The sequence below is a fragment of the Janthinobacterium sp. TB1-E2 genome (assembly GCF_036885605.1).
GTDB classification, from domain to species: Bacteria; Pseudomonadota; Gammaproteobacteria; order Burkholderiales; family Burkholderiaceae_D; genus Janthinobacterium; species Janthinobacterium aestuarii.
Window position 1 is genome coordinate 5,393,689 of sequence record NZ_CP142523.1, and the last position, 22,425, is coordinate 5,416,113.

At 64.3% G+C, this 22,425-nt stretch carries 19 protein-coding genes and 1 other RNA gene; 13 read left to right on the plus strand and 7 right to left on the minus strand.

Features of this window, described 5'->3' with window-relative positions; all coding sequences use genetic code 11:
* Positions 1–72 precede the first annotated feature (72 nt).
* The 4 genes from ssrS to OPV09_RS24310 all read right to left on the minus strand — a co-directional run bounded on the left by ssrS (position 73) and on the right by OPV09_RS24310 (position 1,782).
* Positions 73–250, minus strand: a non-coding RNA gene (gene ssrS / locus OPV09_RS24295) — 6S RNA.
* A 54-nt stretch (positions 251–304) separates the two neighbouring features.
* Positions 305–616 carry a cell division protein ZapA gene (locus tag OPV09_RS24300; RefSeq protein WP_034747344.1) on the minus strand — a complete coding sequence of 104 codons (312 nt, stop codon included), beginning with the start codon at positions 614–616 and terminating at the stop codon, positions 305–307.
* Positions 616–879, minus strand: coding sequence for a hypothetical protein (locus OPV09_RS24305; protein ID WP_034747342.1), 264 nt, complete (start codon positions 877–879; stop codon positions 616–618). The genes OPV09_RS24300 and OPV09_RS24305 overlap by 1 nt, the downstream gene beginning before the upstream one ends.
* A 156-nt stretch (positions 880–1,035) precedes the next feature.
* Positions 1,036–1,782, minus strand: a complete 747-nt coding sequence (locus tag OPV09_RS24310) for a hypothetical protein (protein ID WP_338679570.1) — start codon at positions 1,780–1,782, stop codon at positions 1,036–1,038.
* A gap of 534 nt (positions 1,783–2,316) precedes the next feature.
* Between OPV09_RS24310 and groES the strand changes: the two genes are divergently transcribed.
* The 5 genes from groES to OPV09_RS24335 all read left to right on the plus strand — a co-directional run bounded on the left by groES (position 2,317) and on the right by OPV09_RS24335 (position 7,331).
* The gene (gene groES, locus OPV09_RS24315; protein WP_010400979.1) at positions 2,317–2,607 is read left to right on the plus strand and encodes a co-chaperone GroES; all 291 of its coding nucleotides are present in this window, start codon (positions 2,317–2,319) and stop codon (positions 2,605–2,607) included.
* 50 nt (positions 2,608–2,657) lie between these two features.
* Positions 2,658–4,307 (plus strand): chaperonin GroEL, encoded by a 1,650-nt coding sequence (gene groL / locus OPV09_RS24320; RefSeq protein WP_010400981.1) that lies wholly within the window; start codon positions 2,658–2,660, stop codon positions 4,305–4,307.
* Between the two features lie 210 nt (positions 4,308–4,517).
* The gene (locus OPV09_RS24325) at positions 4,518–5,030 is read left to right on the plus strand and encodes a hypothetical protein (RefSeq protein ID WP_338679571.1); all 513 of its coding nucleotides are present in this window, start codon (positions 4,518–4,520) and stop codon (positions 5,028–5,030) included.
* A gap of 87 nt (positions 5,031–5,117) precedes the next feature.
* Positions 5,118–5,675, plus strand: coding sequence for a GNAT family N-acetyltransferase (locus OPV09_RS24330; protein WP_338679572.1), 558 nt, complete (start codon positions 5,118–5,120; stop codon positions 5,673–5,675).
* Between the two features lie 81 nt (positions 5,676–5,756).
* On the plus strand, positions 5,757–7,331 hold the full coding sequence (locus tag OPV09_RS24335) for an oligopeptide:H+ symporter (protein WP_128142106.1): 1,575 nt from the start codon (positions 5,757–5,759) through the stop codon (positions 7,329–7,331).
* A 113-nt stretch (positions 7,332–7,444) separates the two neighbouring features.
* On the opposite strand, the gene OPV09_RS24340 is transcribed toward OPV09_RS24335, so the two are convergent.
* Positions 7,445–9,076, minus strand: a complete 1,632-nt coding sequence (locus tag OPV09_RS24340) for an alpha-D-glucose phosphate-specific phosphoglucomutase (RefSeq protein WP_338679573.1) — start codon at positions 9,074–9,076, stop codon at positions 7,445–7,447.
* 316 nt (positions 9,077–9,392) lie between these two features.
* Here OPV09_RS24340 and OPV09_RS24345 point away from each other — a divergent pair, with 316 nt between their 5' ends.
* The 8 genes from OPV09_RS24345 to OPV09_RS24380 all read left to right on the plus strand — a co-directional run bounded on the left by OPV09_RS24345 (position 9,393) and on the right by OPV09_RS24380 (position 18,771).
* Positions 9,393–11,654 (plus strand): TonB-dependent siderophore receptor, encoded by a 2,262-nt coding sequence (locus OPV09_RS24345; RefSeq protein ID WP_338679574.1) that lies wholly within the window; start codon positions 9,393–9,395, stop codon positions 11,652–11,654.
* A gap of 51 nt (positions 11,655–11,705) precedes the next feature.
* Positions 11,706–12,452, plus strand: coding sequence for a DUF4198 domain-containing protein (locus OPV09_RS24350; protein ID WP_338679575.1), 747 nt, complete (start codon positions 11,706–11,708; stop codon positions 12,450–12,452).
* A 2-nt stretch (positions 12,453–12,454) separates the two neighbouring features.
* Complete coding sequence (locus OPV09_RS24355) at positions 12,455–12,790, plus strand: DUF3649 domain-containing protein (protein WP_338679576.1); 336 nt, start codon at positions 12,455–12,457, stop codon at positions 12,788–12,790.
* Positions 12,787–14,409 (plus strand): PepSY-associated TM helix domain-containing protein, encoded by a 1,623-nt coding sequence (locus OPV09_RS24360; protein ID WP_338679577.1) that lies wholly within the window; start codon positions 12,787–12,789, stop codon positions 14,407–14,409. Before OPV09_RS24355 ends, OPV09_RS24360 begins: the two co-directional genes overlap by 4 nt.
* Positions 14,409–14,762: a DUF3325 domain-containing protein gene (locus tag OPV09_RS24365; RefSeq protein WP_338682367.1), complete on the plus strand. Its 354-nt coding sequence runs from the start codon at positions 14,409–14,411 to the stop codon at positions 14,760–14,762. Before OPV09_RS24360 ends, OPV09_RS24365 begins: the two co-directional genes overlap by 1 nt.
* 5 nt (positions 14,763–14,767) lie before the next feature.
* Positions 14,768–15,295 (plus strand): sigma-70 family RNA polymerase sigma factor, encoded by a 528-nt coding sequence (locus OPV09_RS24370; protein ID WP_338679578.1) that lies wholly within the window; start codon positions 14,768–14,770, stop codon positions 15,293–15,295.
* Complete coding sequence (locus OPV09_RS24375; protein ID WP_338679579.1) at positions 15,292–16,245, plus strand: FecR domain-containing protein; 954 nt, start codon at positions 15,292–15,294, stop codon at positions 16,243–16,245. The genes OPV09_RS24370 and OPV09_RS24375 overlap by 4 nt, the downstream gene beginning before the upstream one ends.
* A gap of 78 nt (positions 16,246–16,323) precedes the next feature.
* Entirely contained in the window at positions 16,324–18,771 is a 2,448-nt protein-coding gene (locus OPV09_RS24380; RefSeq protein WP_338679580.1) for a TonB-dependent siderophore receptor, read from the plus strand.
* Here the strand turns inward: OPV09_RS24380 and OPV09_RS24385 are convergent.
* Positions 18,762–20,576, minus strand: coding sequence for a putative bifunctional diguanylate cyclase/phosphodiesterase (locus OPV09_RS24385; protein WP_338679581.1), 1,815 nt, complete (start codon positions 20,574–20,576; stop codon positions 18,762–18,764). The two genes, OPV09_RS24380 and OPV09_RS24385, sit on opposite strands and share 10 nt — an antisense overlap.
* 168 nt (positions 20,577–20,744) lie before the next feature.
* Entirely contained in the window at positions 20,745–22,373 is a 1,629-nt protein-coding gene (locus tag OPV09_RS24390; RefSeq protein WP_072455555.1) for a methyl-accepting chemotaxis protein, read from the minus strand.
* Positions 22,374–22,425: the final 52 nt, after the last annotated feature.

Genomic DNA, 22,425 nt, shown 5'->3' on the forward strand with positions numbered 1-22,425 from the left:
CGACAGGCGTAAAAAAACGGTTGCGCATCAATGCTGCAACCGTTTTCAGTTGTACTACCAAGTTACTGCGAATTGGGCCCCGCCTGTGCCGCTATGCCGGCATCCCGAACCAAACGGTTCAAGGTGGTCACGTTAGTTCAATTTCGGGTTCGTCGAACGAGCGACGCTCACTCCCATCAAACAAAATTCGCAACCGATGCGCATAAATGGTTCAAGGAATATATGGCAATCGCGAACACCGCAGGGTAGACCCAAGTTTACTCCTTTGATCGCGCATCGCAAAGACAAATCGTCGCGTGCACGCTTAAAAAAGGTTTTCCTGGGGCGTCAGAGCGCTATCAAGGACAGTATGCATGGCCGAGATTTTCTGCTTCACTTCCAGGATCGTCAATTCCGACAGCGGACCTTGCGGCGACTTCACGGAGAGGAACTCCGCGGCCACGCCCAGGGCGGCCAGTACGGCGATGCGGTCGTTGCCCTTGACCTTGCCCGCGTCGCGGATGGCTTTCATTTTGCTATCGAGATAGATCGCCGCTTCGCGCAGCGCGCGCTCTTCGCCGTCGCGGCACACCATGCTGTAGGACTGGCCCATGATATTGACATCGACACGCGGCATCACGCTTCCTTCTCGTTCTCGGCAATATAGGCGCCCGCTTCCGAAGCGGCTTGCTCCAGGCCGGCTTGCACCAGTTCGGGAATTTTTTCCAGCAAGGCTTCGACCCGCTCCTGCGCCTCGCGCATGCGCTGCACGTACAGGGCGTTCTCGGCGGCCAGCGCGGCGTTATCCTTGCGCAGTTGCGCGTTTTCACGGCGCAGCGCATGGGTCATTTCGGCCAGCAGGCCTATTTTGTCGGATAATTCGTTGAATTCGGAAATCATCCCGCCACTATAGGGCGGACGCTCCATGGGCGTCAATCGAATCACGCCGCTGTCACACATATTTACATCAATGCAGGTCAGTTGCCGTGAAATACACGCTTTTTCCGGCGCTTTTCGCCAAGTGCGCGCATCTGCCAGCGCCGTGATGGCAGCGTTTTACTCGTCGACGTAATCGGGTTCGATATCGAGTCCGCCATAGCGGTTTTCACAAGAGCGGCGCGTCAGCGTCTGTTGTCCGCTCTTGCCGTCAAGCACCATCGTCAAATCGCGGCAAGTACGGCCGTAGCTGCCAGGTTTGGCGTCCGTGCCCGAGGGCGTCAGGCGCACTGCCAGCGGTACCGCATTGCCCAGTCCCTTGTTGCTCCACTGGCGCGTCTTGCCATCCTCTTCATCTTTCAAGGTGCGCACGGCGGCCGTCAACAGGGCTTGCTTTTCCTTGGCATTCAGTTTGGCGATGGTGACGTCGGACAGGAAAGGCGGATACACGACGGGCGCCGGATCCTTGCCCTGCACATCCCAGCGGCCGCTGCTCTGCGAACAGGTGCGGCGGCTCAGGTCCTGCGACTTGCCGCCCGCCGTGACGACGAATTTCAGGTCGCGGCAGATGTGCGCCTTCAGGCTGTGTTCCGTCATGCCGGAGTTGCTGAAGTTATATGTGACTTTGACCAGCACGCTGCGGTCGCCGCCGTTGTCCCACACGTGCGCTTCCTGGTCGTCGTCATCCTTGTTCAGATCGTTGAACAGGTCGCCCAGCAGCATTTCCTTTTGCTGCGGCGTCAGGGCGGCTACGGTGATCTCGTCGGCGATGGTGGGCGTTTGCGCGGCGGCATTGCCCAGGCAGGCGAGGCCGATGACGGTGGCGCCCAACAGGCGCAGGGCGGTACGGGAAGTGGTCGATGGCATGGCGTGCTTTCTCGTGCAGGTGGCGATATATGGTGATATTGATATGCAATTACAATCATCTTATCAAAGTCCATAGCAAAACTCTGTTTCCTGTGCGTACAGGAACGCCGTTCGCCTGACGGGCATGCTAGAGTCGCGCCTGTTGCTGACGCCCGGGAACGAGGCTTGCGTTTGCGCAAACCCTGCGTAAATGCAGGCTGCGCAGAACGTCTAAGCTTATCTTCCCGGAGAATAAGCCCTTGAATAAGCCCCCTACCGTCCCTATAATTAGCACTCGTTAGTAGAGAGTGCTAACAAACTCTTTCGTAGCAATCCTCAGGACATGATGGTGTCTGCCGGGCAACAGCAGGGAACGCTACGCGGCGGGCGACGCCGCGATGCCACCACTGCCTAGCTGGCACGCACCCGATGACATGGGGTTTGCTTGACCGTTGCGGGCTGCTTTCAACGGCGGTCACTGAAAGCACGCCTGGCGCTGTGCCAGGCATGTATTCATTTAGCAACACCTATCCATTGAACTTTAAGGAGTTTTGTATGAATCTGCGCCCATTGAACGATCGCGTCATCGTCAAACGCCTCGACCAGGAAACCAAAACTGCGTCCGGCCTCATCATTCCTGATGCAGCTGCTGAAAAACCGGATCAAGGCGAAGTCCTTGCCGTAGGCAATGGCAAGATTCTCGACGACGGCAAAGTCCGTCCTCTGGATGTCAAAGTAGGCGACCGCGTCCTGTTCGGCAAATACGCTGGCCAAACCGTCAAAGTTGACGGCGATGAGCTGCTGGTCATGCGCGAAGAAGACATCATGGCGATCGTCGTCAAGTAATTGTTTCCACGTTGTAGACAGATACATCCCGAAACTCAGGAGAATTGAACATGGCAGCTAAAGAAGTAGTATTCGGCGACGCAGCGCGCGCCAAGATGGTCGAAGGCGTCAATATCCTCGCCAACGCAGTCAAAGTCACCTTGGGCCCGAAAGGCCGCAACGTCGTTCTGGAGCGCTCGTTCGGCGCCCCTACCGTCACCAAGGATGGTGTGTCGGTAGCGAAAGAAGTTGAACTCAAAGACAAGCTCATGAACATGGGCGCGCAAATGGTCAAGGAAGTTGCTTCCCGCACCAGCGACAACGCCGGCGACGGCACCACCACCGCAACCGTGCTGGCACAAGCCATCGTGCGCGAAGGCATGAAGTTCGTTGCCGCCGGCATGAACCCGATGGACCTGAAGCGCGGTATCGACAAGGCAGTTGCTGCGACCGTCGAAGAGCTGGCGAAAATCGCCCGTCCTTGCACCACGACCAAAGAAATCGCCCAAGTTGGCGCGATCTCGGCGAACTCGGACTACTCGATCGGCGAGCGTATCGCTGAAGCGATGGAAAAAGTCGGTAAAGAAGGCGTCATCACCGTGGAAGACGGCAAGTCGCTGAACGACGAGCTGGACATCGTTGAAGGCATGCAGTTCGACCGCGGCTACCTGTCGCCATACTTCATCAACAACCCAGAGAAACAAGTTGCCGTACTGGACAGCCCATTCGTCCTGCTGTGCGACAAGAAAATCTCGAACATCCGTGACCTGCTGCCGGTACTGGAACAAGTCGCAAAAGCTGGCCGTCCACTGCTGATCATCGCGGAAGACATCGAAGGCGAAGCGCTGGCGACCCTGGTTGTGAACAACATCCGCGGCATCCTGAAAACTTGCGCAGTGAAAGCCCCTGGCTTCGGCGACCGCCGCAAAGCCATGCTGGAGGACATCGCTGTCCTGACCGGCGGCCAAGTGATCGCTGAAGAAGTCGGCCTGACCCTGGAAAAAGTGACCCTGGCCGAACTGGGCCAAGCGAAACGCATCGAAGTGGGCAAAGAAAACACCATCGTCATCGATGGCGCCGGCGAAGCTGCCTCGATCGAAGCACGCGTGAAACAAGTGCGTGTACAGATCGAAGAAGCGACCTCGGACTACGACCGTGAAAAACTGCAAGAGCGCGTCGCCAAACTGGCTGGCGGCGTTGCCGTGATCAAGGTTGGCGCAGCCACCGAAGTCGAAATGAAAGAGAAAAAAGCACGCGTTGAAGATGCACTGCACGCTACCCGCGCTGCCGTGGAAGAAGGCATCGTGCCAGGCGGCGGCGTAGCCCTGCTGCGCGCACGCGCCAACATCACGGTCAAGGGCGACAATCCTGATCAAGACGCTGGTATCAAGATCGTCCTGCGCGCAATGGAAGAGCCACTGCGCATGATCGTGCAAAACGCTGGGGAAGAAGCTTCGGTCGTCGTGGCAGCCGTACTGGCTGGCACGGGCAACTACGGCTACAACGCTGCCAACGGCACGTATGGCGACATGGTTGAGATGGGCGTTCTGGACCCAGCCAAAGTGACCCGTTCGGCACTGCAAAACGCCGCTTCGATCGCTTCGCTGATGCTGACGACCGACTGCATGGTCTGCGAAATCGCTGACGACAAAGCAGGCGGCGGCATGGGCGGCGGCATGGGTGGTATGGGCGGCATGGGCGGCATGGACGGCATGATGTAATGTCCGGCGGCCAGTCGCGCAGGCGACGGCGCGACTGGCCGCATACGCCGGGACAGGGCTGGCAGACCAAAAGCTGCCAGCGCCTCCCCGGCGGCCCCGAAAGCCACCTTCTACGGAAGGTGGCTTTTTTTCGTCTATGGATTTGGCAAACCCGTTTCGCAAACCCGTTGGCAAACCCGGCGATTGCCCGCCTGCCCGTTTTGCTTTAGCATGGCCGCCATCGTCGTTCTTTCTTATCCCACCATCATGCCGCCACGCGCCTCGTCTTCCAAAACCACCATCATCGCCGGCATCCTGGCCGGCTTGCTGGCCGCCGGGCTCGGCGCTTTCTACCTGCACCAGCAATCCGCGCCGCATGGTGACCATGCCCCTGCCGCGCGCAGCCAGACGACGGCGCAAGAGCAGAACGCGCGCGCCGTCGATGCCTTGCTGGCTTTGCCGGAAATCAAGGCCTGGTCGGCGCATATCGAAAAGGCCTCGGGCGGCCGCGCACACGGCGCCGTGATGGAAACGTCGCCCGAGACGCGCCTCGTCGATGGTGTCGCCTGCTATCAGCTGAGCTTTTTCGAAAGCACGCCCGATGCGGCGCACCGCTGGGAAAGTTTCGTCGTCACGCCCGACGGCAAGCGCATCCTCGTCGACGACACCGTCAGCGGCGACCTGATCAGCCTGGAACAATGGCGCAAGGACAACGCGCCCATGCAGCGCATCGCCACGCAGTAACGCCCTACACCGGCGAGCCTTGCGGCGGGACGCTGGCGTTGCAGCGCAAGCTTTACTTTCTGGCATCGAAGACCGATACTCCCCCACATGCCCGCCATCACTGTCCGCCCCCTCACGCCAGACGACGCCAGCGCCTACCGCGCGCTGCGCCTGGCCGGCATCGCCGAACTGCCTGCCGCCTTCTGCACCACGCATGCGGCGGAAAGCGGCTTGCCGCTGGCACGGATAGCCGAGCGCTTGCGCGCCACATCTCACCAAATAATATTTGGCGCTTTCGACAAGGAACAATTGATCGGCATTGCCGGCCTGCGCCGCGAACCGATCGCCGTCGTGCATGACAAGGCCAGCCTGTGGAGCGTGTACGTGGCGCCGCAGGCGCGCGGGCACGGCGCGGCGCGACAACTGGTGCGGGCCGCCATCGCGCACGCCTGCGGCGTACCCGAACTGGCCCGCGTGCGCCTGGCCGTGGCGCAGGACAACCAAGCGGCATTGACCCTGTACCTGGGCTGCGGTTTTACCCTGGCGGACGGTCCCGCATCGGACGGCATGCTGCAAATGCAACTGTTGCTGCCCCGCCCTGCCCGTGCAAGTGCCGAAAGTAATGTCTTTATGAAAATCAATACCTTACAAATCCCTGCGAAATAGCGGACAGGCCGTTTTTTCTGTTGCAAGCAAACGCGGCAGGCCTTAGCATCGCGGCTTACAAAAAAAACTTGGGGAGAGCCAATGTCATCGGCCGAGACACAAACCGCCACGGGCAAAATGCCCCGGCAAATACCGTACATCATCGCCAACGAAGGCTGCGAACGCTTCAGCTTTTACGGCATGCGCAACATCCTGACGCCATTCCTCATCAGCACCTTGCTGCTGATGATCCCGATCGACCAGCGCACGGGCGAAGCCAAGCACGTGTTCCATACCTTCGTCATCGGCGTGTATTTCTTCCCGCTGCTGGGCGGCTGGCTGGCCGACCGCTTCTTCGGCAAGTACAACACCATCTTCTGGCTCAGCCTCGTGTATTGCGCCGGCCATGCCTGCCTGGCCCTGTTTGAAAACAGCGTCAACGGCTTTTATTTCGGCCTGTTCCTGATCGCCTTCGGTTCCGGCGGCATCAAGCCGCTCGTGGCTTCGTTTGTCGGCGACCAGTTCGACCAGACCAACAAGCACAAGGCCAAGCTGGTCTTCGACCTGTTCTACTGGATCATCAACTTCGGCTCCTTCTTCGCGTCGCTGCTGATGCCGATGTTCCTGCGCGACTACGGTCCCTCGATCGCCTTCGGCATTCCCGGCCTGATGATGCTGGCCGCCACCATCGTCTTTTGGATGGGCGCCAAGAAATACGTGCACGTGCCGCCAGCACCGCCGAACCCCGATTCGTTTACCCGCGTGGCCCGCACGGCCCTGTTGGCGCGTGTCGATGGCGGTTCGCGTCCCGGCTTGTACGTGGCCTACGTCGGCGTGATCGGCGCCCTGTATGCGTTCTACAGCATTCCCGAATGGGGCTTCGTGATTTCCGCATGTACCGCGCTGGTCTTGCTGCTGGCCTTCGGCAGCATCGGCACGGCAATGCAGCTGGAACGCGCGCGCGGCATCCATCCTGACGAAGCCGTCGAAGGCGTGCGCGCCGTGCTGCGCATCCTCGTCATCTTCGCCCTCGTCACGCCGTTCTTCTCGCTGTTCGACCAGAAGGCCTCGACGTGGATCGTGCAAGCGAACACCATGGAAAAACCAAGCTGGTTCCTGCCGGCGCAGATGCAGGCGCTGAACCCGATGCTGGTGATGCTCCTGATCCCGTTCAACAACCTGGTGCTGTACCCGATGCTGAACCGCTTCGGCTGGGAAGCGACGGCCCTGCGCCGCATGACGGCAGGTATCGGCTTTTCCTCGCTGGCATGGATCGTCATTGGCCTCTTGCAGCTGGCCCTCGACAGCGGCAGCGCCGTCTCCATCATGTGGCAGATCCTGCCGTACGCACTGCTGACGTTCGGCGAAGTGCTGGTCTCGGCGACGGGACTGGAGTTTGCGTACAGCCAGGCGCCCGTCTCGATGAAGGGCGCCATCATGAGCTTCTGGAATCTGTCGACGACGGTGGGCAACCTGTGGGTGCTGATCGTCAACCGCAGCGTCATGAACGAAGGCGTGATCGGCAAGATCGCCGAAAGCGGCATCAGTGTGACGGCCTTCCAGATGTTCTTCTTCGCCGCCTTCGCCGCCGTGGCCATGCTGGCCTTCGGCCTGTATGCGAAGCGCTACAAGATGGTCGACAACTACCGCCAGGCGGTGGTGCCGGGCAAAGCGTAATCATACAAGTAGGTCGGATTAGCCCGAAGGGCGTAATCCGACAACGCTGCTGACAATGTCGTCGGATTACGCGTGGCGATGCCACGCTAATCCGACCTACGCATTCTTCTTTTTTACGTCGTCACCGTGGGCGCATCGCGCCCCGTGCGCTCGCGGATCTGCGCCAGTTGCTCGGCCACCGCGATCAGCCCCGCCAGCGCTTCCTGGGTCGGGATGGCGTGCCGTGCCGGATCGGCTTCGTAGCGCTCCAGGTACAAACGCAGGGTGGCGCCTTCGGTGCCCGTGCCGGACAGGCGCAGCACGATACGCGCGCCGTCCGTCATGATGATGCGGATGCCCTGCTGCGTGGCCACGGAGCCGTCGACGGGGTCCGTGTAGCTGAAGTCGTCGGCCAGCGCCACCGTGTAGCCATTGACGACCTGGCCCGGCAAGGCGGCCAGCTGGCCGCGCACGGCCTCCATCAGCTGCGCCGCGCAAGCGCTGTCGATGTCGTCGTAGTCGTGGCGCGAATAGTAGTTGCGGCCATACATGGCCCAGTGCGCGCGCACGATGTCTTCCACCGATTGCTTCTTCTCTGCCAGCAGGTTGAGCCAGAACAGCACGGCCCACAGGCCATCTTTTTCGCGCACGTGGTTCGAGCCCGTGCCGTAGCTTTCTTCGCCGCACAAGGTGGCCATGCCGGCGTCGAGCAGGGTGCCGAAGAACTTCCAGCCCGTCGGCGTCTCGTAGCACGGTATGCCCAGCGCGCCAGCGACCCGGTCGGCCGCGCCCGACGTCGGCATGGAGCGGGCGATGCCGGACAAACCGGCGCGGTAGCCGGGCGCCACGCTGGCGTTGGCGGCCAGGATGGCCAGGCTGTCCGAGGGTGTCACGTCGAAGCGTCGGCCGACGATCATGTTGCGGTCGCCGTCACCATCGGAGGCGGCGCCGAAGTCCGGCGCATCAGCGCCGGCCATGATGGCGATCAGCTGCTGCGCGTTGACGGGATTCGGGTCCGGATGGCCGCCGCCAAAGTCTTCCAGGGGCAGACCGTTGATGACGCTGCCCTTCGGCGCGCCCAGCATGCCTTCCAGGATGGCCGTCGCATACGGGCCGGAGACGGCGTGCATGCCGTCAAAGCAGATGCGCAAGCCGCCCGCGAACAGGACGCGGATGGCGTCGAAATCGAACAGCTGCTGCATCAGTTCCGCGTAGTCCGCGACGGAATCGATCACTTCGACCGTCATCTGCTCGATGCGCACGGTGCCCAGGGTATCGAGGTCGATATCGGCAGCGTCGCTGATCCGGTATTCGGTGATAGCCTGCGTGCGCGCAAACATGGCTTCGGTGACCTTTTCGGGCGCCGGGCCGCCACTGGCGATGTTGTACTTGATGCCGAAATCGCCATCGGGGCCGCCCGGGTTATGGCTGGCCGACAGGATGATGCCGCCACTGGCGCCCTGCTTGCGGATCACGCAGCTGACGGCCGGCGTCGACAGGATGCCGCCCTGCCCCAGCAGCACGCGCGCATAGCCGTGCGCGGCCGCCATGCGCAGCACCGTCTGGATGGCCGCACGGTTGTAGTAACGCCCGTCGCCGCCCAGCACCAGGGTCTGGCCGCGGCAGTCGCCGAGCGTGTCAAAAACGCTCTGCACGAAATTTTCCAGGTATTGCGGCTGGCTGAACACGCCCACTTTCTTGCGCAGGCCCGACGTGCCTGGCCGCTGGCCGGCTATCGGCGCCGTATTGATGATTTGAATAGCCATCTTGCCTCCATGTTAACTTTGCATGTTAACGCATGCGCGGCTGGCGGCAAAGCGTTGTACGTCTGCCACGGTGCGGTAAACCGCTTACGCTGGCTGCGGCAATGCCGCTCCTCACTCTTGCATGTCTCGCAACCCCGCACTATAATAAGAATAGTTCTCATTCACATTTAGGCTCTCACCAGAGTCTGCACGCAGTCACCGGCTGGTGCGCAGCTGGATGACACGCTGCGCCAGCCAGGCACTACGCCAAGCAAGCCTTCCCCTATCAATACCTGTGTGCCGCACAAAGGCAGGCGCACGAGAAGAAGGATGTTTCATGGCGCGAGCACGTTCGCTGGCCGGCATGGTTGCCGGCCCGTTTTCCCCACCGATTTCCAAGGTTGCCATGCGCCCGCTGGCCATCGCCGTGCATTCGGCCTTGCTGACGGCGGCGCTGGGCGCGGGCGCGGCCCTGGCAGCGGAAGCGCCCGCCAAGCCCGAAGAAGCCACCTTGAGCGAAATCAAGGTGCAAGCCCAGCAAGACAAGGCGTCGACCGAGCACACGGGTTCCTACACCACCAAGCAGATGGCCACGGCCACGCGCATGGGTCTTTCCATCCGCGAAACGCCGCAATCGATTTCCGTGGTGACGCGCCAGCGCATGGACGACATGGGGCTGAACAGCCTGGCCGAGGTGCTGGTGCAGTCGACGGGCGTGACGGTGCAGGAAAACGACAGCGAACGCACGAGCTTTTCGGCGCGCGGCTTTTCCATCGGCAATTACCAGATCGACGGCGTGGCCGTCAATTCCGGCAGCAATGCGCTGTTCGACACGGCCATCTATGACCGCATCGAAATCGTGCGCGGCGCCACGGGCCTGGTCAGCGGCAATGGCGACCCGTCGGCCACCATCAACATGCTGCACAAGCGTCCAGGCAAGGAGTTCGCCGCCTCGGCCGGCCTGACCGTCGGTTCGTGGAACAAAGTCCGCCTCGAAGGCGACATCAGCGCGCCGCTGAATGCCGACGGCAGCATCCGCGGAAGAGTCGTCGTGGCAGGCCAGAACCGCCATTCCTATATGGACCTGTACAAGGAACGCAAGCTGGTGGGCGCCGTCATCGTCGAGGCGGACCTGACGCCGGACACTCTGCTGACGGCCGGCATCGACTATCAAAGGAACACGCCGAAAGGCACGAGCTGGGGCACCACGCCCCTGTTCTTCTCGGACGGCACCTCGGCCAACATGCCCCGCTCGTTCAACATGGCGGCCAAGTGGAGCAGCTGGGAGCGTGAATTCGAAAACAAATACGTCTACCTCGAGCACCGCTTCGCCAACGACTGGAAGATCAAGGCTGCCTACGGGCGCCTGGACAGCTCCTCGAACGGCAAGCTGTTCTACGGCGGCAGCGGCTTTCCCAACCGCGATGGCAGCGGCCTGGAAGTCTGGAGCGGCGCCTTCCCCTACGATGAAAAACAGGACAACTTCGACCTGTCGGCCAATGGCGCCTTCACCCTGCTCGGCCGCCAGCACGATCTGGTGCTGGGCGTGAACGGCTGGAAGCGCACCGGCACGACGAATGAAACCCTGCTGCCCGATCCGCTGCCCTACGCCACCACCATCCCCGACTTCCGCCACTGGACGGGCGACGTGCCCGAGCCGGTACTGACGCGCACGGGCGCGCGCGACATCGCCACCACCAAGCAGTCGGGCGCTTTCATCGCCACGCGCATCAACGTCACGGACAACTTCAAGGTGCTGGCCGGCGCGCGCGTCTCGCGCTGGGAAACATATAACGACCGCATCGACACCCAGGGCCGTTTCGTGAAGCGCAGCTCCGCCTACAAGACGGACGACGTCGTCACGCCGTATGCGGGCCTGGTGCTCGACGTCAGCAAGAGCACCTCGCTGTACGCCAGCTACACGGACCTGTTCAAGCCGCAAAACCTGAAGGACAAGAACAACGCCTTCCTCGACCCGATCACGGGCAGCAACGTGGAAGCGGGCGTGAAGAGCGAATTCTTCGACGGCGCCGTGAATGCTTCGTTCGCCGTGTATGAAGCCAAGCAGGACAACCTGGGCGAGGAAGACAAATCGGTGCCGCTGACCTTCGTGCTGCCCGATGGCAGCCGTCCCTATGTCTCTTCGGGCAAGGGCACGAAAAGCAAAGGCTACGAAGCGGAAGTGTCGGGCAGCCCCTTGAGCGGCTGGCAGCTGTTCGCCGGCTACACGCACAACAAATCGAAGACGGGCAAGGGCGTGGTGACCAACACCATCCAGCCGACCAATATGCTGCGCGTCTCGACCACCTACCGCCTGCCGGGCGAGCTGCAAAACGTCACCGTCGGCGGCGGCTTGAACTGGCAGAACGAGATCTACACGACAGCCACCCTGCCGAACAAAAGCAAGATCCGGGTCAGCCAGGGCAGCTACGTGCTGGCCAACCTGATGGCGCGCTACCAGATCAGCCCGAAACTGTCTGCCAGCCTGAATGTCAACAACCTGTTCGACAAGACGAATTTCCGCCGCGTGGGCTTCTATAACGGCGGCTATTACGGCGAGCCGCGCAACGTGGCGCTGAACCTGCGCTACCAGTACTGACGCACGATACGAGCCGATTTTCCATTCACATAACAAGATAAGGGATACACCATGCACATCACTTCCACCGCGCGCCTCGGCGCCCTCGCCACCGCCCTGCTGGGCGCGGCCATCGCATCCGGCAGCGCCAGCGCGCACCAGATCTGGCTGCAGCAGGACGGCAAGGCGGCCAGCGTGTACTTCGGCGAATTCGGCGACAACCTGCGCGAAGCGTCGCCCGGCCTGCTCGACAAGTTCAGCATCAAGAACGTGACGTGGGTATCGGCCAAGGGCGCACAACCGCTGCAGGCAAGCAAGACGGCCGGCGCGTTCCTCCTCAATGGCAAAGTGGGCGCCGGAGAAAGCATCATCGTCGAGGAAGACAACTACCCGTCGTGGGAAGAGAAAAAGGATGGCAAGGCCACACGCACCGTGTGGGTCCCGGCCGCGCGCCTGATCGCCGACGGCAAGGCGCAGACGCCAGCGTTGACCCTGGACCTGGTGCCGACCGGCAAACCAGGCCAGTTCCAGGTCAGCTACCAGGGCAAGCCGCTGGCGCAAGCCAAGGTCAACGCCGTGGTGCAGTCGGGCTGGGGCAAGGAAGCGTGGAGCGATGCGCAAGGCCTGGTCAGCTTCCCGCTGCCCTGGAAAGGCACCTATGTGCTGGAAGTGCAGCACACGGACAAGACGGCCGGCCAGCGCGGCGCGCAAGCCTATGACAAGGCGATGTTCGTGACCACCCTGAGCCTGGTGCAGCCGCAAGGCGTGACGCCGCTGCCGGCCGGCACGGCCCTGCCGCCCAGCAAGGATCACGACTGACCATGCCAGCGCCAGCCATCACTAAAATCGCGCGCCTGCGGCTCTCCGCCGGCGCCGTGTACCGGCTCGGCGTGGCCTCGCGCAGCGTGGCGGCCATCGTCGGCGGCTATGTGCTGGCCGCGCTGGTCACCATGCTGCTGTCGGTGAGCCTGCCCATGGCCCGTTCCGAAGCCGTCATGACAGCCACCCTGCTGTCGTTTGCCATCTACACCTGCGCCGTGATGTGGGTCTTCGCCACGCGCAGCGCGCTGCGCGCCTGGCTTGGCCTTCTGATGCCTGCCGCCGTCATCGCCGCCATCCTGCAGTGGATGGACGCACTATCCTGGAGTCTCGCATGAAAGAAGGTTTCCGCCAGTCGATGGCATGGCTGCACACCTGGTCCGGCCTGCTCGTCTGCTGGATCTTGCTGCTGGTGTTTTGCGCCGGCACGGCCAGCTACTACCGCAATGAAATCACCTTGTGGATGCAGCCCGAACTGCATGGCGCCGCCGCCAGCGAAGTGAGCACCGAGGAAGCGGCCAAGGTCGCGCAAAAAGCGATGGAAGAGCGGGCCACGGGCGCCACGCGCTGGTTCATCAGCCTGCCCGGCGAGCGCAGCGCCGCCACGCAGCTGGGCTGGAGCAAGCCGTCGCAACCGGGCGAAAAGAAACGCGGACGGCGCGGCAATTTTCATAGCGAAAAAGCCGATCCGGCCACGGGCGAGGTGCTGTCCAAGCCGCGCGAGACGCGGGGCGGCGAATTCCTCTACCGCCTGCACTTCGACCTGCACTACATGCCGGCCATCTGGGCCCGCTGGATCGTGGGTTTCTGCGCCATGTTCATGTTCGTTTCCATCATCAGCGGCATCGTCACGCACAAGCGCATCTTCAAGGACCTGTTTACCTTCCGGCCGAAAAAGGGCCAGCGCTCATGGCTCGATGCGCACAACGTGACGGCCGTGCTGGCCCTGCCCTACCACATCATGATCACCTACACGGGCCTCGTCACGCTGATGTTCCTGTACATGCCATCGGGCGCCACGGCCGCCTACAAGGGCGACAAGGACGCGTTCTTCGCCGAGGCATTTCCCGGCCGCTCGGGCGACAGCAAGCCGGCCGGCGTGGCCGCGCCGTTGACGGCGCTCGCGCCCCTCGTGCGCCAGGCGGAACAGCACTGGGGCGGCGGCAAGGTCGAACGCATTTCCGTCAGCCATCCGGGTGACGCCAACGCCACCATTTCACTGACGCGCGCGGGCGGGCGCGACATGTCGTCGAAGCAGCCATCGATGGAATTCGATGGCGTTTCCGGCAAGCTGCTGTCGACCGACGGCGACGCACAGCCCGGCGCGGCCGCCACGCAAGGCGTGATGGTGGGACTGCACGTCGCGCATTTCGGCGGCCCGCTGCTGCGCGCCCTGTTCTTCCTGTCCGGCCTGGCCGGCTGCGCCATGGTCGCCACGGGCGCCCTGCTATGGGCCGTCAAGACGCGCCAGAAGCAGGCCAAGGCGCTGGCCGCCGGCAAGCGCGCCAGCTTCGGCCTGCGCCTGGTCGAGGCGCTCAACATCGGCGCCATCGCCGGCATCCCGATCGCCTTCGGCGCCTACTTCTGGGCCAACCGCCTGCTGCCGGTGGCGATGGAAGACCGGCCGCAAGAGGAAATCGCCTGCTTCTTCGGCGCCTGGGCCCTGGCCGCCATCATCGCCCAGCTGCGCCCGTCACGCGCCATGTGGCGCATGCAGCTGGCCGCCGGCGCCTTCCTGCTGGCGTCGCTCCCTGTGCTGAACGTCTTTACCACCAATTCGCACCTGGGCGTCACACTGTTCCTGGGCCGTGGCCCGGTGGCGGTGGCCGCCTTCGACCTGGTGGTGCTGGTACTGGGCCTGGGCCTCGCGTATGCGGCGTTCAAGTTGAAGCCGCTGCCCGTGAAAGCGGCCAAGGCGGCGCCAGTACAACCGGCGCAGACGATGGAGGCCGCGTGATGGAGCTGCTGTCGAACTTCCTCGTCTTCGCCTTGTGCTATGCGGGCCTGTCTTCGCTGTGTCTGGCCATGGACCGCCATTACGCCGACCTGCACGGACGCGGCGCCGAACCGCCCGCACCGCTGCGCCGCCGCCTGCAATGGGCAGGCTGGCTGGCGCTGGCGGCGGCCCTGGCCTGGGCCATGCACGTCGCGGGCGGCGGCTATGGCCTCGTCTACTGGGTCGGCAGCCTGACGGGCTGCGGCTTGCTGCTGATCTGGCTGCTGCCGTATGCGCCCCACCAGGCCATGCGCCTGGCGCGCATCATCGGCGTGGCGGCCTTGCTGGCCGCCGTCGCGCTGGCAGTACTGTAATTATCATGGCCATGCCACCCCTGCTGCCCACGCAGCTGGAAAGCCATTACCGCGCGCACCACGGCTGGCTGGCGCACTGGCTGCAGCGGCGCCTGGGCAATGCTGCCGAGGCGGCCGACCTGATGCACGACACCTTCGCGCGCCTGCTGGCCGGCGCGCCCATGCAGTCGCACACGCCGGCCCTGCGCGCGCCCAAGGCTTACCTGGCGACCGTCGCCAAACACCTGCTGATCAACCACTTGCGCCGCCAGTCGCTGGAACGCGCGTGGCTGGCCGCGCTGGCCGCCCTGCCCGAACAGCACGTGCCATCGACCGAGCAGCGCGCGGAAATCCTGCAGGCGCTGCAAGCGGTCGACACGATGCTCGACGGCCTGAAACCGAAGGTGCGCGCCGTCTTCATCATGGCGCAGATCGAAGGCCATGCCTATGCGGACATCGCCGCACAGCTGGGCATCGGCGAGCGCTCCGTGAAACGCTACATGGCCGAGGCGCTGACCGAATGCGTGCTGCTGGCGCAGGACTTGCCGGCATGAGCGCGGCCACTTCGCCATATCCACCGTTGTCGCGCAAGGTGGCGCGCCAGGCCGTCGAATGGTATTTATTGGAGCAGTCGGGCCAGGCCACGCCGGACGACCTGGCCGCCAGCGCCCAGTGGCGTGCACGCGACCCGCAACACGCGCGCGCCTGGAACAGGGTGCAGCAGGTGAGCCAGACGGCAGGCCTGCTGCCGCCGGACCTGGCCGTGCCCGTGCTGCGCCGGCCGCAGCGCCGCGTGGCAGTGCAAGTGCTGCTGGCGCTGATGGCGGCGCCCGCCGCCTGGCTGCTGGTACGCCACGACATGCTGGCCGATTACCGCAGCGGCGTGGGCGAACGGCGCGAAGTCTCGCTGCCCGATGGGGGCACCGTGGTGCTCAATACGGACAGCGCCGTCGATGTGGCGTATGGCGCCGGCGAACGACGGCTGACGCTGCGCCGCGGCGAAGTGCTCGTGCAGACGCGCCCTGACCATGCGGGCAGCCGCCCTTTCATCGTCGCCACCTGCCATGGCCGCATCCGCGCGCTGGGCACGCGCTTTACCGTGCGCGTCGACGACGACGACAGCCGCGTGACGGTGCTCGAACACGCGGTGGAAATCACGCCGCGCGCGGCATCGGCCACCGTCCGCACGCTCGTGGCGGGCCAGCACAGCCGCTTCGACGCCAATCACGCGGGCCTGCCCACGCCGGCGCCGCTGCAAGCCGATGCGTGGGCGCGCGGCATGCTGGCGGTGCAGGACATGCGACTCGATACCTTCGCTGCCGAATTGTCACGCTACCGCCCGGGTCTGCTGCGCGTGGAGCCGCAAGTGGCGGGCTTGCGCCTGTCGGGCGCCTTCCAGCTCGACGACACGGGCGCCGTGCTGGACAGCCTGGCGCGCATGCTGCCCGTCGACGTGCTGTATCGCACCCCGTACTGGGTCACCATCGCGGCCCGCAAAAAATAATTGTTAAAAGTTGGCCCCTTTTTTCGGCATGGCCTGTCCTGTAAGTACGACAACGACACCCACCGGAAAGGCCACACCATGCACCCACCCCGTTTGACTCCCCTCGCGCGCGCCATCGGCAGCGCCTTGATCCTGCTGTCGCTGGCGCAGGCGCCGGCCATGGCGGCCGATGCCACCACGCCAGCCGCAGCGCAAACGGTCTTCCACGTGCCGGCCGGCGAACTGTCCGCCGCCATCGCCAGCTTTGCCATCGAAGCAAAAGTGAGCGTGGGCGCGGCGGCCGAACTGCTGCAAGGCGTGCGCACGCCGGGCCTGAGCGGCAGCTACACGGTGCCGCAGGCACTGGCCCGCCTGCTGGCCGGCACGGGCCTCGAGGCGCTGCCCAGCGGGGAACGCAGCTACGTGCTGCGCAAGGCCGGTGCCGCATCGACCGGCGCGCCGATTGCCGCCACCCTGGACGAAGTGGCCGTCAGTTCCAGCGCCCTGCGCGACGGCACCACGGAAGGCAAGCGCGGCTACGCGGGCCTGACCAGCGCCACGCGCCTGAACCTGTCGCTGCGCGAAACGCCGCAGGCCGTCAGCGTCATCACGCGCCAGCAGATCGACGACCAGGGCTTGCGCACCTTGCAGGATGTGCTGGTGCAGGCACCCGGCATCACGGTCGACCATTCGTCGAGCACGCGCGAATACGACCAGGTATTTTCACGCGGCTTCGAAGTGACGTCGTACATGTTCGACGGCATCCCGACCAGCAAGAACCTGGAAGCGCGCACCTACGACATGGCCATCTACGACCGCATCGAAATCATCCGCGGCGCCACGGGCCTGATCAGCGGCACGGGCAGCCCGTCGGCCGCCGTCAACCTGGTGCGCAAGCGCCCGGGCCGCGCTTTTGCCGCCACGGCCGGCGCGCAGCTGGGATCATGGGACCGCTACCGCATCGAAGGCGACGTCTCGACGCCGTTGACGGCGGACGGCAAGGTACGCGCGCGCCTCGTCGCCGCGCATGAAGACCAGCGCTCGTTCATCGACCGCTACCGGCAGAAAAAGGACGTGCTGTACGCCATCGTCGAAGCGGACCTGACGCCGTCGACGGTGCTCAGCGCCGGCATCAACTACCAGCAGGAAAAGCTCAAGGGCGCGGGCCGCGACTTTCCCATGTTCTATGCCGACGGCTCGCAGACCCGCTTCCCCCGCTCGATGAACGGCACGGCCGCGTGGAGCACGTATGACCGCGAGCAGAACATGCTGTTTGCCACGCTCGACCATTATTTCGACAACGACTGGATCGCCAAGCTGGCCGTCAGCCGCAGCAGCAACCGGTACGACGCCTTGCAGGGTTTTTCCGGCAATGGCTACCCGGACCGCATGACGGGCGGCGGCATGCGGCTGTGGCTGGCCAACTGGCACAGCAAGCCGCAACAGACCTCGCTCGACGCGTACGTCAGCGGACCGTTCCGGGCCTTCGGCCGCCAGCACGAACTGGTGCTGGGCGTGAGCGCCTCGGAACTCGAGACGAATAGCCCCATCTATCCGGGCTGGCGCCTCGCCGGCTATGATCATGCGGTGCCGAATATCCACGCCTGGAATGGCGATATGCCGGTGCCCGACTACAGCGGCACGCGCCTGGGCAGCTCGTACGACAAGGAACGCGAAAGCGGCCTGTATTCGACGCTGCGCCTGCGCCCGACGGATGCGCTGTCGGTGATTTTGGGTGCGCGCCTGTCGTACTGGAAGCGCGACATCCGCAGCGATTACGATGCCGACACGGACCTGTACGACGCGATGCGCGAAAACGGCAAGGTCACGCCGTATGCGGGCCTCGTCTACGATCTGGGCCGAAACTGGTCGGCCTATGCCAGCTACACGAGCATCTTCACGCCACAAAGCCAGCGCGACGTCAACAGCCGCTTCCTGGCGCCGCTGGAAGGCAAGAACTACGAAGTGGGCGCCAAGGGCGAATTCTTCGGCGGCAAACTCACCACCAGCGCCGCCCTCTTCCAGCTGAAGCAGGAAAACCTGGCCGAAGCCGATCCGGGCAATGTCTGGATCATCGGCACGGGCGGCGGCTCCTACGCCTATCACACGGTCAAGGGCGCCACCACGCGCGGCTTCGAGGCGGAAGTATCGGGCCAGTTGCGCCCCGACTGGCAGCTGACGGCCAGCTATGCGCATAGCCGCATCCGCAATGCGGCCGGCGCACGCATCCAGACCAACCAGCCGCAAAACATGGTCAAGCTGTGGAGCACCTGGCGCCTGGCGCAAGGCGTGCCGGGCCTGGTGCTGGGCGGCGGCGTGAACTGGCAGAGCGATATCTACATGGATGACCGCGGACCGAATGGCGAACGCTTCACGCAGAAGGCGTATGCGGTGGCGGGACTGATGGCGCAGTACCAGGTCAGCAGGCAGCTGGTGGCGACCCTGAACGTCAATAACGTCTTCGACAAGAAGTACTATTCGACGGGCATGGGCGGCTACTACGGCGATCCGCGCAACGCGATGCTGGCGCTGCGCTATCAGTTCTGAATGGCTTCGCTACTTTTGAGCAGCGCCTCGATGTCCTCGGGCGCCACGGCGCGGCCGAGAAAATAGCCGAATGCTTCGTCGCAGCCCATCTCGGCCAGCAGTTCCAGCTGCTCGCCGCTTTCCACGCCGCCGGCGATGGTGCGCAGTCCGAGCGTGGGCGCCATCGCCACGATGGCGCGCACCACGGCGCTATCGCCGCCCGGCTTGCCCAGGTCGTCGACGAAGCACTTTTCGATCTTCACAGCATCCGTGGGAAAGCGTTTCAGGTAAGTGAGCGAAGCGTCGCCCGTGCCGAAATCGCTGATGGCGATCGCCATGCCCAACTGCCGGAACTGGCGCAGTATCAGTTCGCAGTTCTGGTTGCTGTCGATCAGGATGCCGGCGGCGATTTCCAGTTCGATGCAATGGCCCGGCACGCCGGCCGCCTCGAGCGCGGCGGCGAAATTGCGCGCGATATCGCGCTGGTAGAACTGGCGCGCGGACAGACTGACGGACACGGTCAGCATCTGCCCCTGCGCGATCCAGCTGCGCGCCTGCTCCACGGCCGTGGCCAGCACCCAGGCACCGACCGGCAGAATCAAGGCGCTTTCCTCGAGCACCGGCAAAAAGTCGAGCGGCATCATCAGGCCCAGTTCCGGATGCTTCCAGCGCAGCAGCGCCTTCACGCCCGTGATCCTGCGCGTCTTCAAGTCCATGCGCGGCTGGTAGTACAGCACGAATTCATTGCGTTCGAGCGCGTGGCGCAGGGCCGTCTCGAGGATGGTGCGCGAATACGACTGCGTCTGCATGCGCGGCGCATAGCGCTGGCAGGTACCGGGCGCGTGGCGCTTGGCCGCATACATGGCCAGGTCGGCCTTTTCAATCAGCGCATTGACGTCGTCATCGTCGTCCGGGTACAGGGCCACGCCCACGCTGGCCGCCACCGACAGGCTGTATTCGCCGATGACGAAGGGGGCGGCGATGGCGCGGACGATTTTCTCGGCCACCCGCTCGGCATCGTGTGCCGTGCGCAGTTCCGTCAGCAGGATGATGAATTCGTCGCCGCCCTGGCGCGCCACCGTATCGACCTTGCGCACGCACTGCTGGATCCGGCGCGCGAACTCCGTCAGCACCTGGTCGCCCACGTCGTGCCCCAGGCTGTCGTTGATGGATTTGAAGCGGTCGATGTCGACGAACAGCACGGCCAGCAGCCCCTGGTGGCGGCGCGCGTAGGCGATGCCGTGCTCGAAGCGGATCTGGAAATGCAAACGGTTCGGCAAACCCGTCAAGCCGTCGTGGTGGGCGATGAATTCCAGCTGCTGCTCGGCGCGCCGGCGGGCCGACACATCGTGCAGCAGCAGCACCGCGCCGCCCTGCGCCAGCGGCGCGCAGCTGTACTGCACGTCGATGCGCTTGCCGTCGAGATGGCGCAGCAGCACGGCGCCGCGCGCCACTTCCAGCACTTCCTGCCGCGCCACGCAGTCGCGCACCTGGCGCGCCGCATCGATGGGCGTGCCATCATGAAAAAGCGGCAGCAGCTGCGTCACGGCCTGGCCCGGGCCATCGTCGCTCTGCAAGCCGCCCATGGCGCTGGCGCGGGGATTCAGGTACCGCACCACGCCATCGTGGTCGGTGCCGATGACGGCCGCCGGCAGCGCATGCAGCAGCGCCAGCGCATCTGCCATGCGTTGCGCCTGCGCCGCCTGCAGCACCACGCCCGTCGCATGGCGCATGCGCCACATGCGCGCCGCCCGCCACTGGCAGGCCAGCAGCACGGCGAGCACCATGGCCAGGGCCAGGCACAGCGCCAGCAGCAGCGCCGTCATGCGTCACCCGGCAGGCGGAAAGTACGGAACATGGTTTTCCTTTGCAACGTGCGCCATGCGGCCGGGCGCAGATACATGCTGAAAGGAAATAATATAAGAATTTTGGCGCGATATTTGCCTGATCGGGCGCCGCTTGACTGGCATCAAGCGGCGCGTGGCACGCCCGCTTCAGGCCAGCGACAGCGTCCGGGCCGGGGCGGCGCCCGCCGCTGCGGCCACGCCGGGCGTGCCGTGCAGCTTGAAGATGCTGACGGCGTCGGCCAGGCTGGCCGCCTGCTGCTGCAGCGCGTCCGCGGCGGCGGCGGCCTGCTCCACCAGGGCCGCGTTCTGCTGCGTCACGCCATCCATCTGGCTGATGGCGATGCTGATCTGCTCGATGCCGTCGCGCTGCTCCACGCTGGCCACGGCGATCTCGCCGATGATGGCGTTTACGCGCTGCACGCTGCTCACCACGTCATCCATCGTGCGCCCCGCCTGGCCGGCCAGCACGCTGCCCTCTTCCACCGTGCGCACGGATTCGCCGATCAGCTGCTTGATTTCCATGGCCGCCGCGGCCGAGCGGTGCGCCAGGCTGCGCACTTCCGTCGCCACGACGGCGAAACCACGCCCCTGTTCGCCCGCGCGCGCCGCTTCCACAGCCGCATTCAGGGCCAGGATATTCGTCTGGAAGGCGATGCCGTCGATGACGGCGATGATGTCGACGATACGCTTGGACGAAGCATTGATATGGCTCATGGTCTGCACCACCTGCGCCACGGCTGCGCCGCCGCGCTGCGCCACGTCGGACGCGCCGCCAGCCAGCTGGCGCGCCTGGTCGGCGTTGTCGTTATTCTGCCGCACGGTGGACGTCAGCTCGATCATCGAGGCGGCCGTTTCTTCCAGCGAGCTGGCTTGTTCTTCCGTGCGCGAGGACAGGTCCATATTGCCGCTGGCGATTTCCGCCGAGGCCGTGGCGATGGCGTCCGTACCGGTGCGCACACGTCCCACGATGGCGGCCAGGTTGCCGCTCATCGCTTTCAGGGCTCGCAGCAGATCGCCGATTTCATCGCGGCTGCCATCGGCCACCACGGCACGCAGGTCGCCGGCCGCCACTTGCTGGGCGATGCCGACAGCCGCGCCCAGCGGCACCGTGATGCTGCGGATCAGCCACCACACGGTGACGCTGCCGACGACCAGGGTCACCAGCACGGTGGCCAGCATGGCGATGCTGGCGCTGCGGTGCGCGGCCGCGTCCTGCTCCTTCATCTGCGCCATCAGGCTGTGCGACTGTTTGCCGATGGTCGTCACGATGGCATCGATCTGGCGCGTCGGTTCGCGGTCCATGCCCTTGACCAGTGCATCGACCACGTGGGCGCTGTCGGCGCGCGCGCCATCGAATTTTTGCAGGGCCTCCAGGTAGCTCACGCCCAGCGCATCGTGCGCCTGCAGCGCCTGCGCCACGGGCGCCGTGTCGAGCCCCAGCGCCGCCATCATCGATTGCAGGCTTTTCAATTCCTTGCGCGTCTGCGCGCCGCTGGCGACAAACGCTTCGCGGTAACGCTGGAAGGCGGCCGCATCGCCGCCGCGCAGCAAAATATTTTTCCACTCCTGCACCTGGATCTTGAATTCCACCTGCGCGCTGCGCGCCGCATCGACGGCTTCCGTCAGGGCCACGGAACGCTGCATGGCGTCCGCGCTGCGCGCGCTGGCCGCGTCGAGCGCGCTCCAGCCACGCGCACCGACGAACACCAGCGCAAGAAAGAAGAAGGCGCCCAACAGACCGAGGCGGATGGAGATTTTAAGATTCGCGAGTTGCATGGGTTTCTCCCGGCGGCAAGAACAGGATGGCAACAAAGGCGCCGCCAAAACT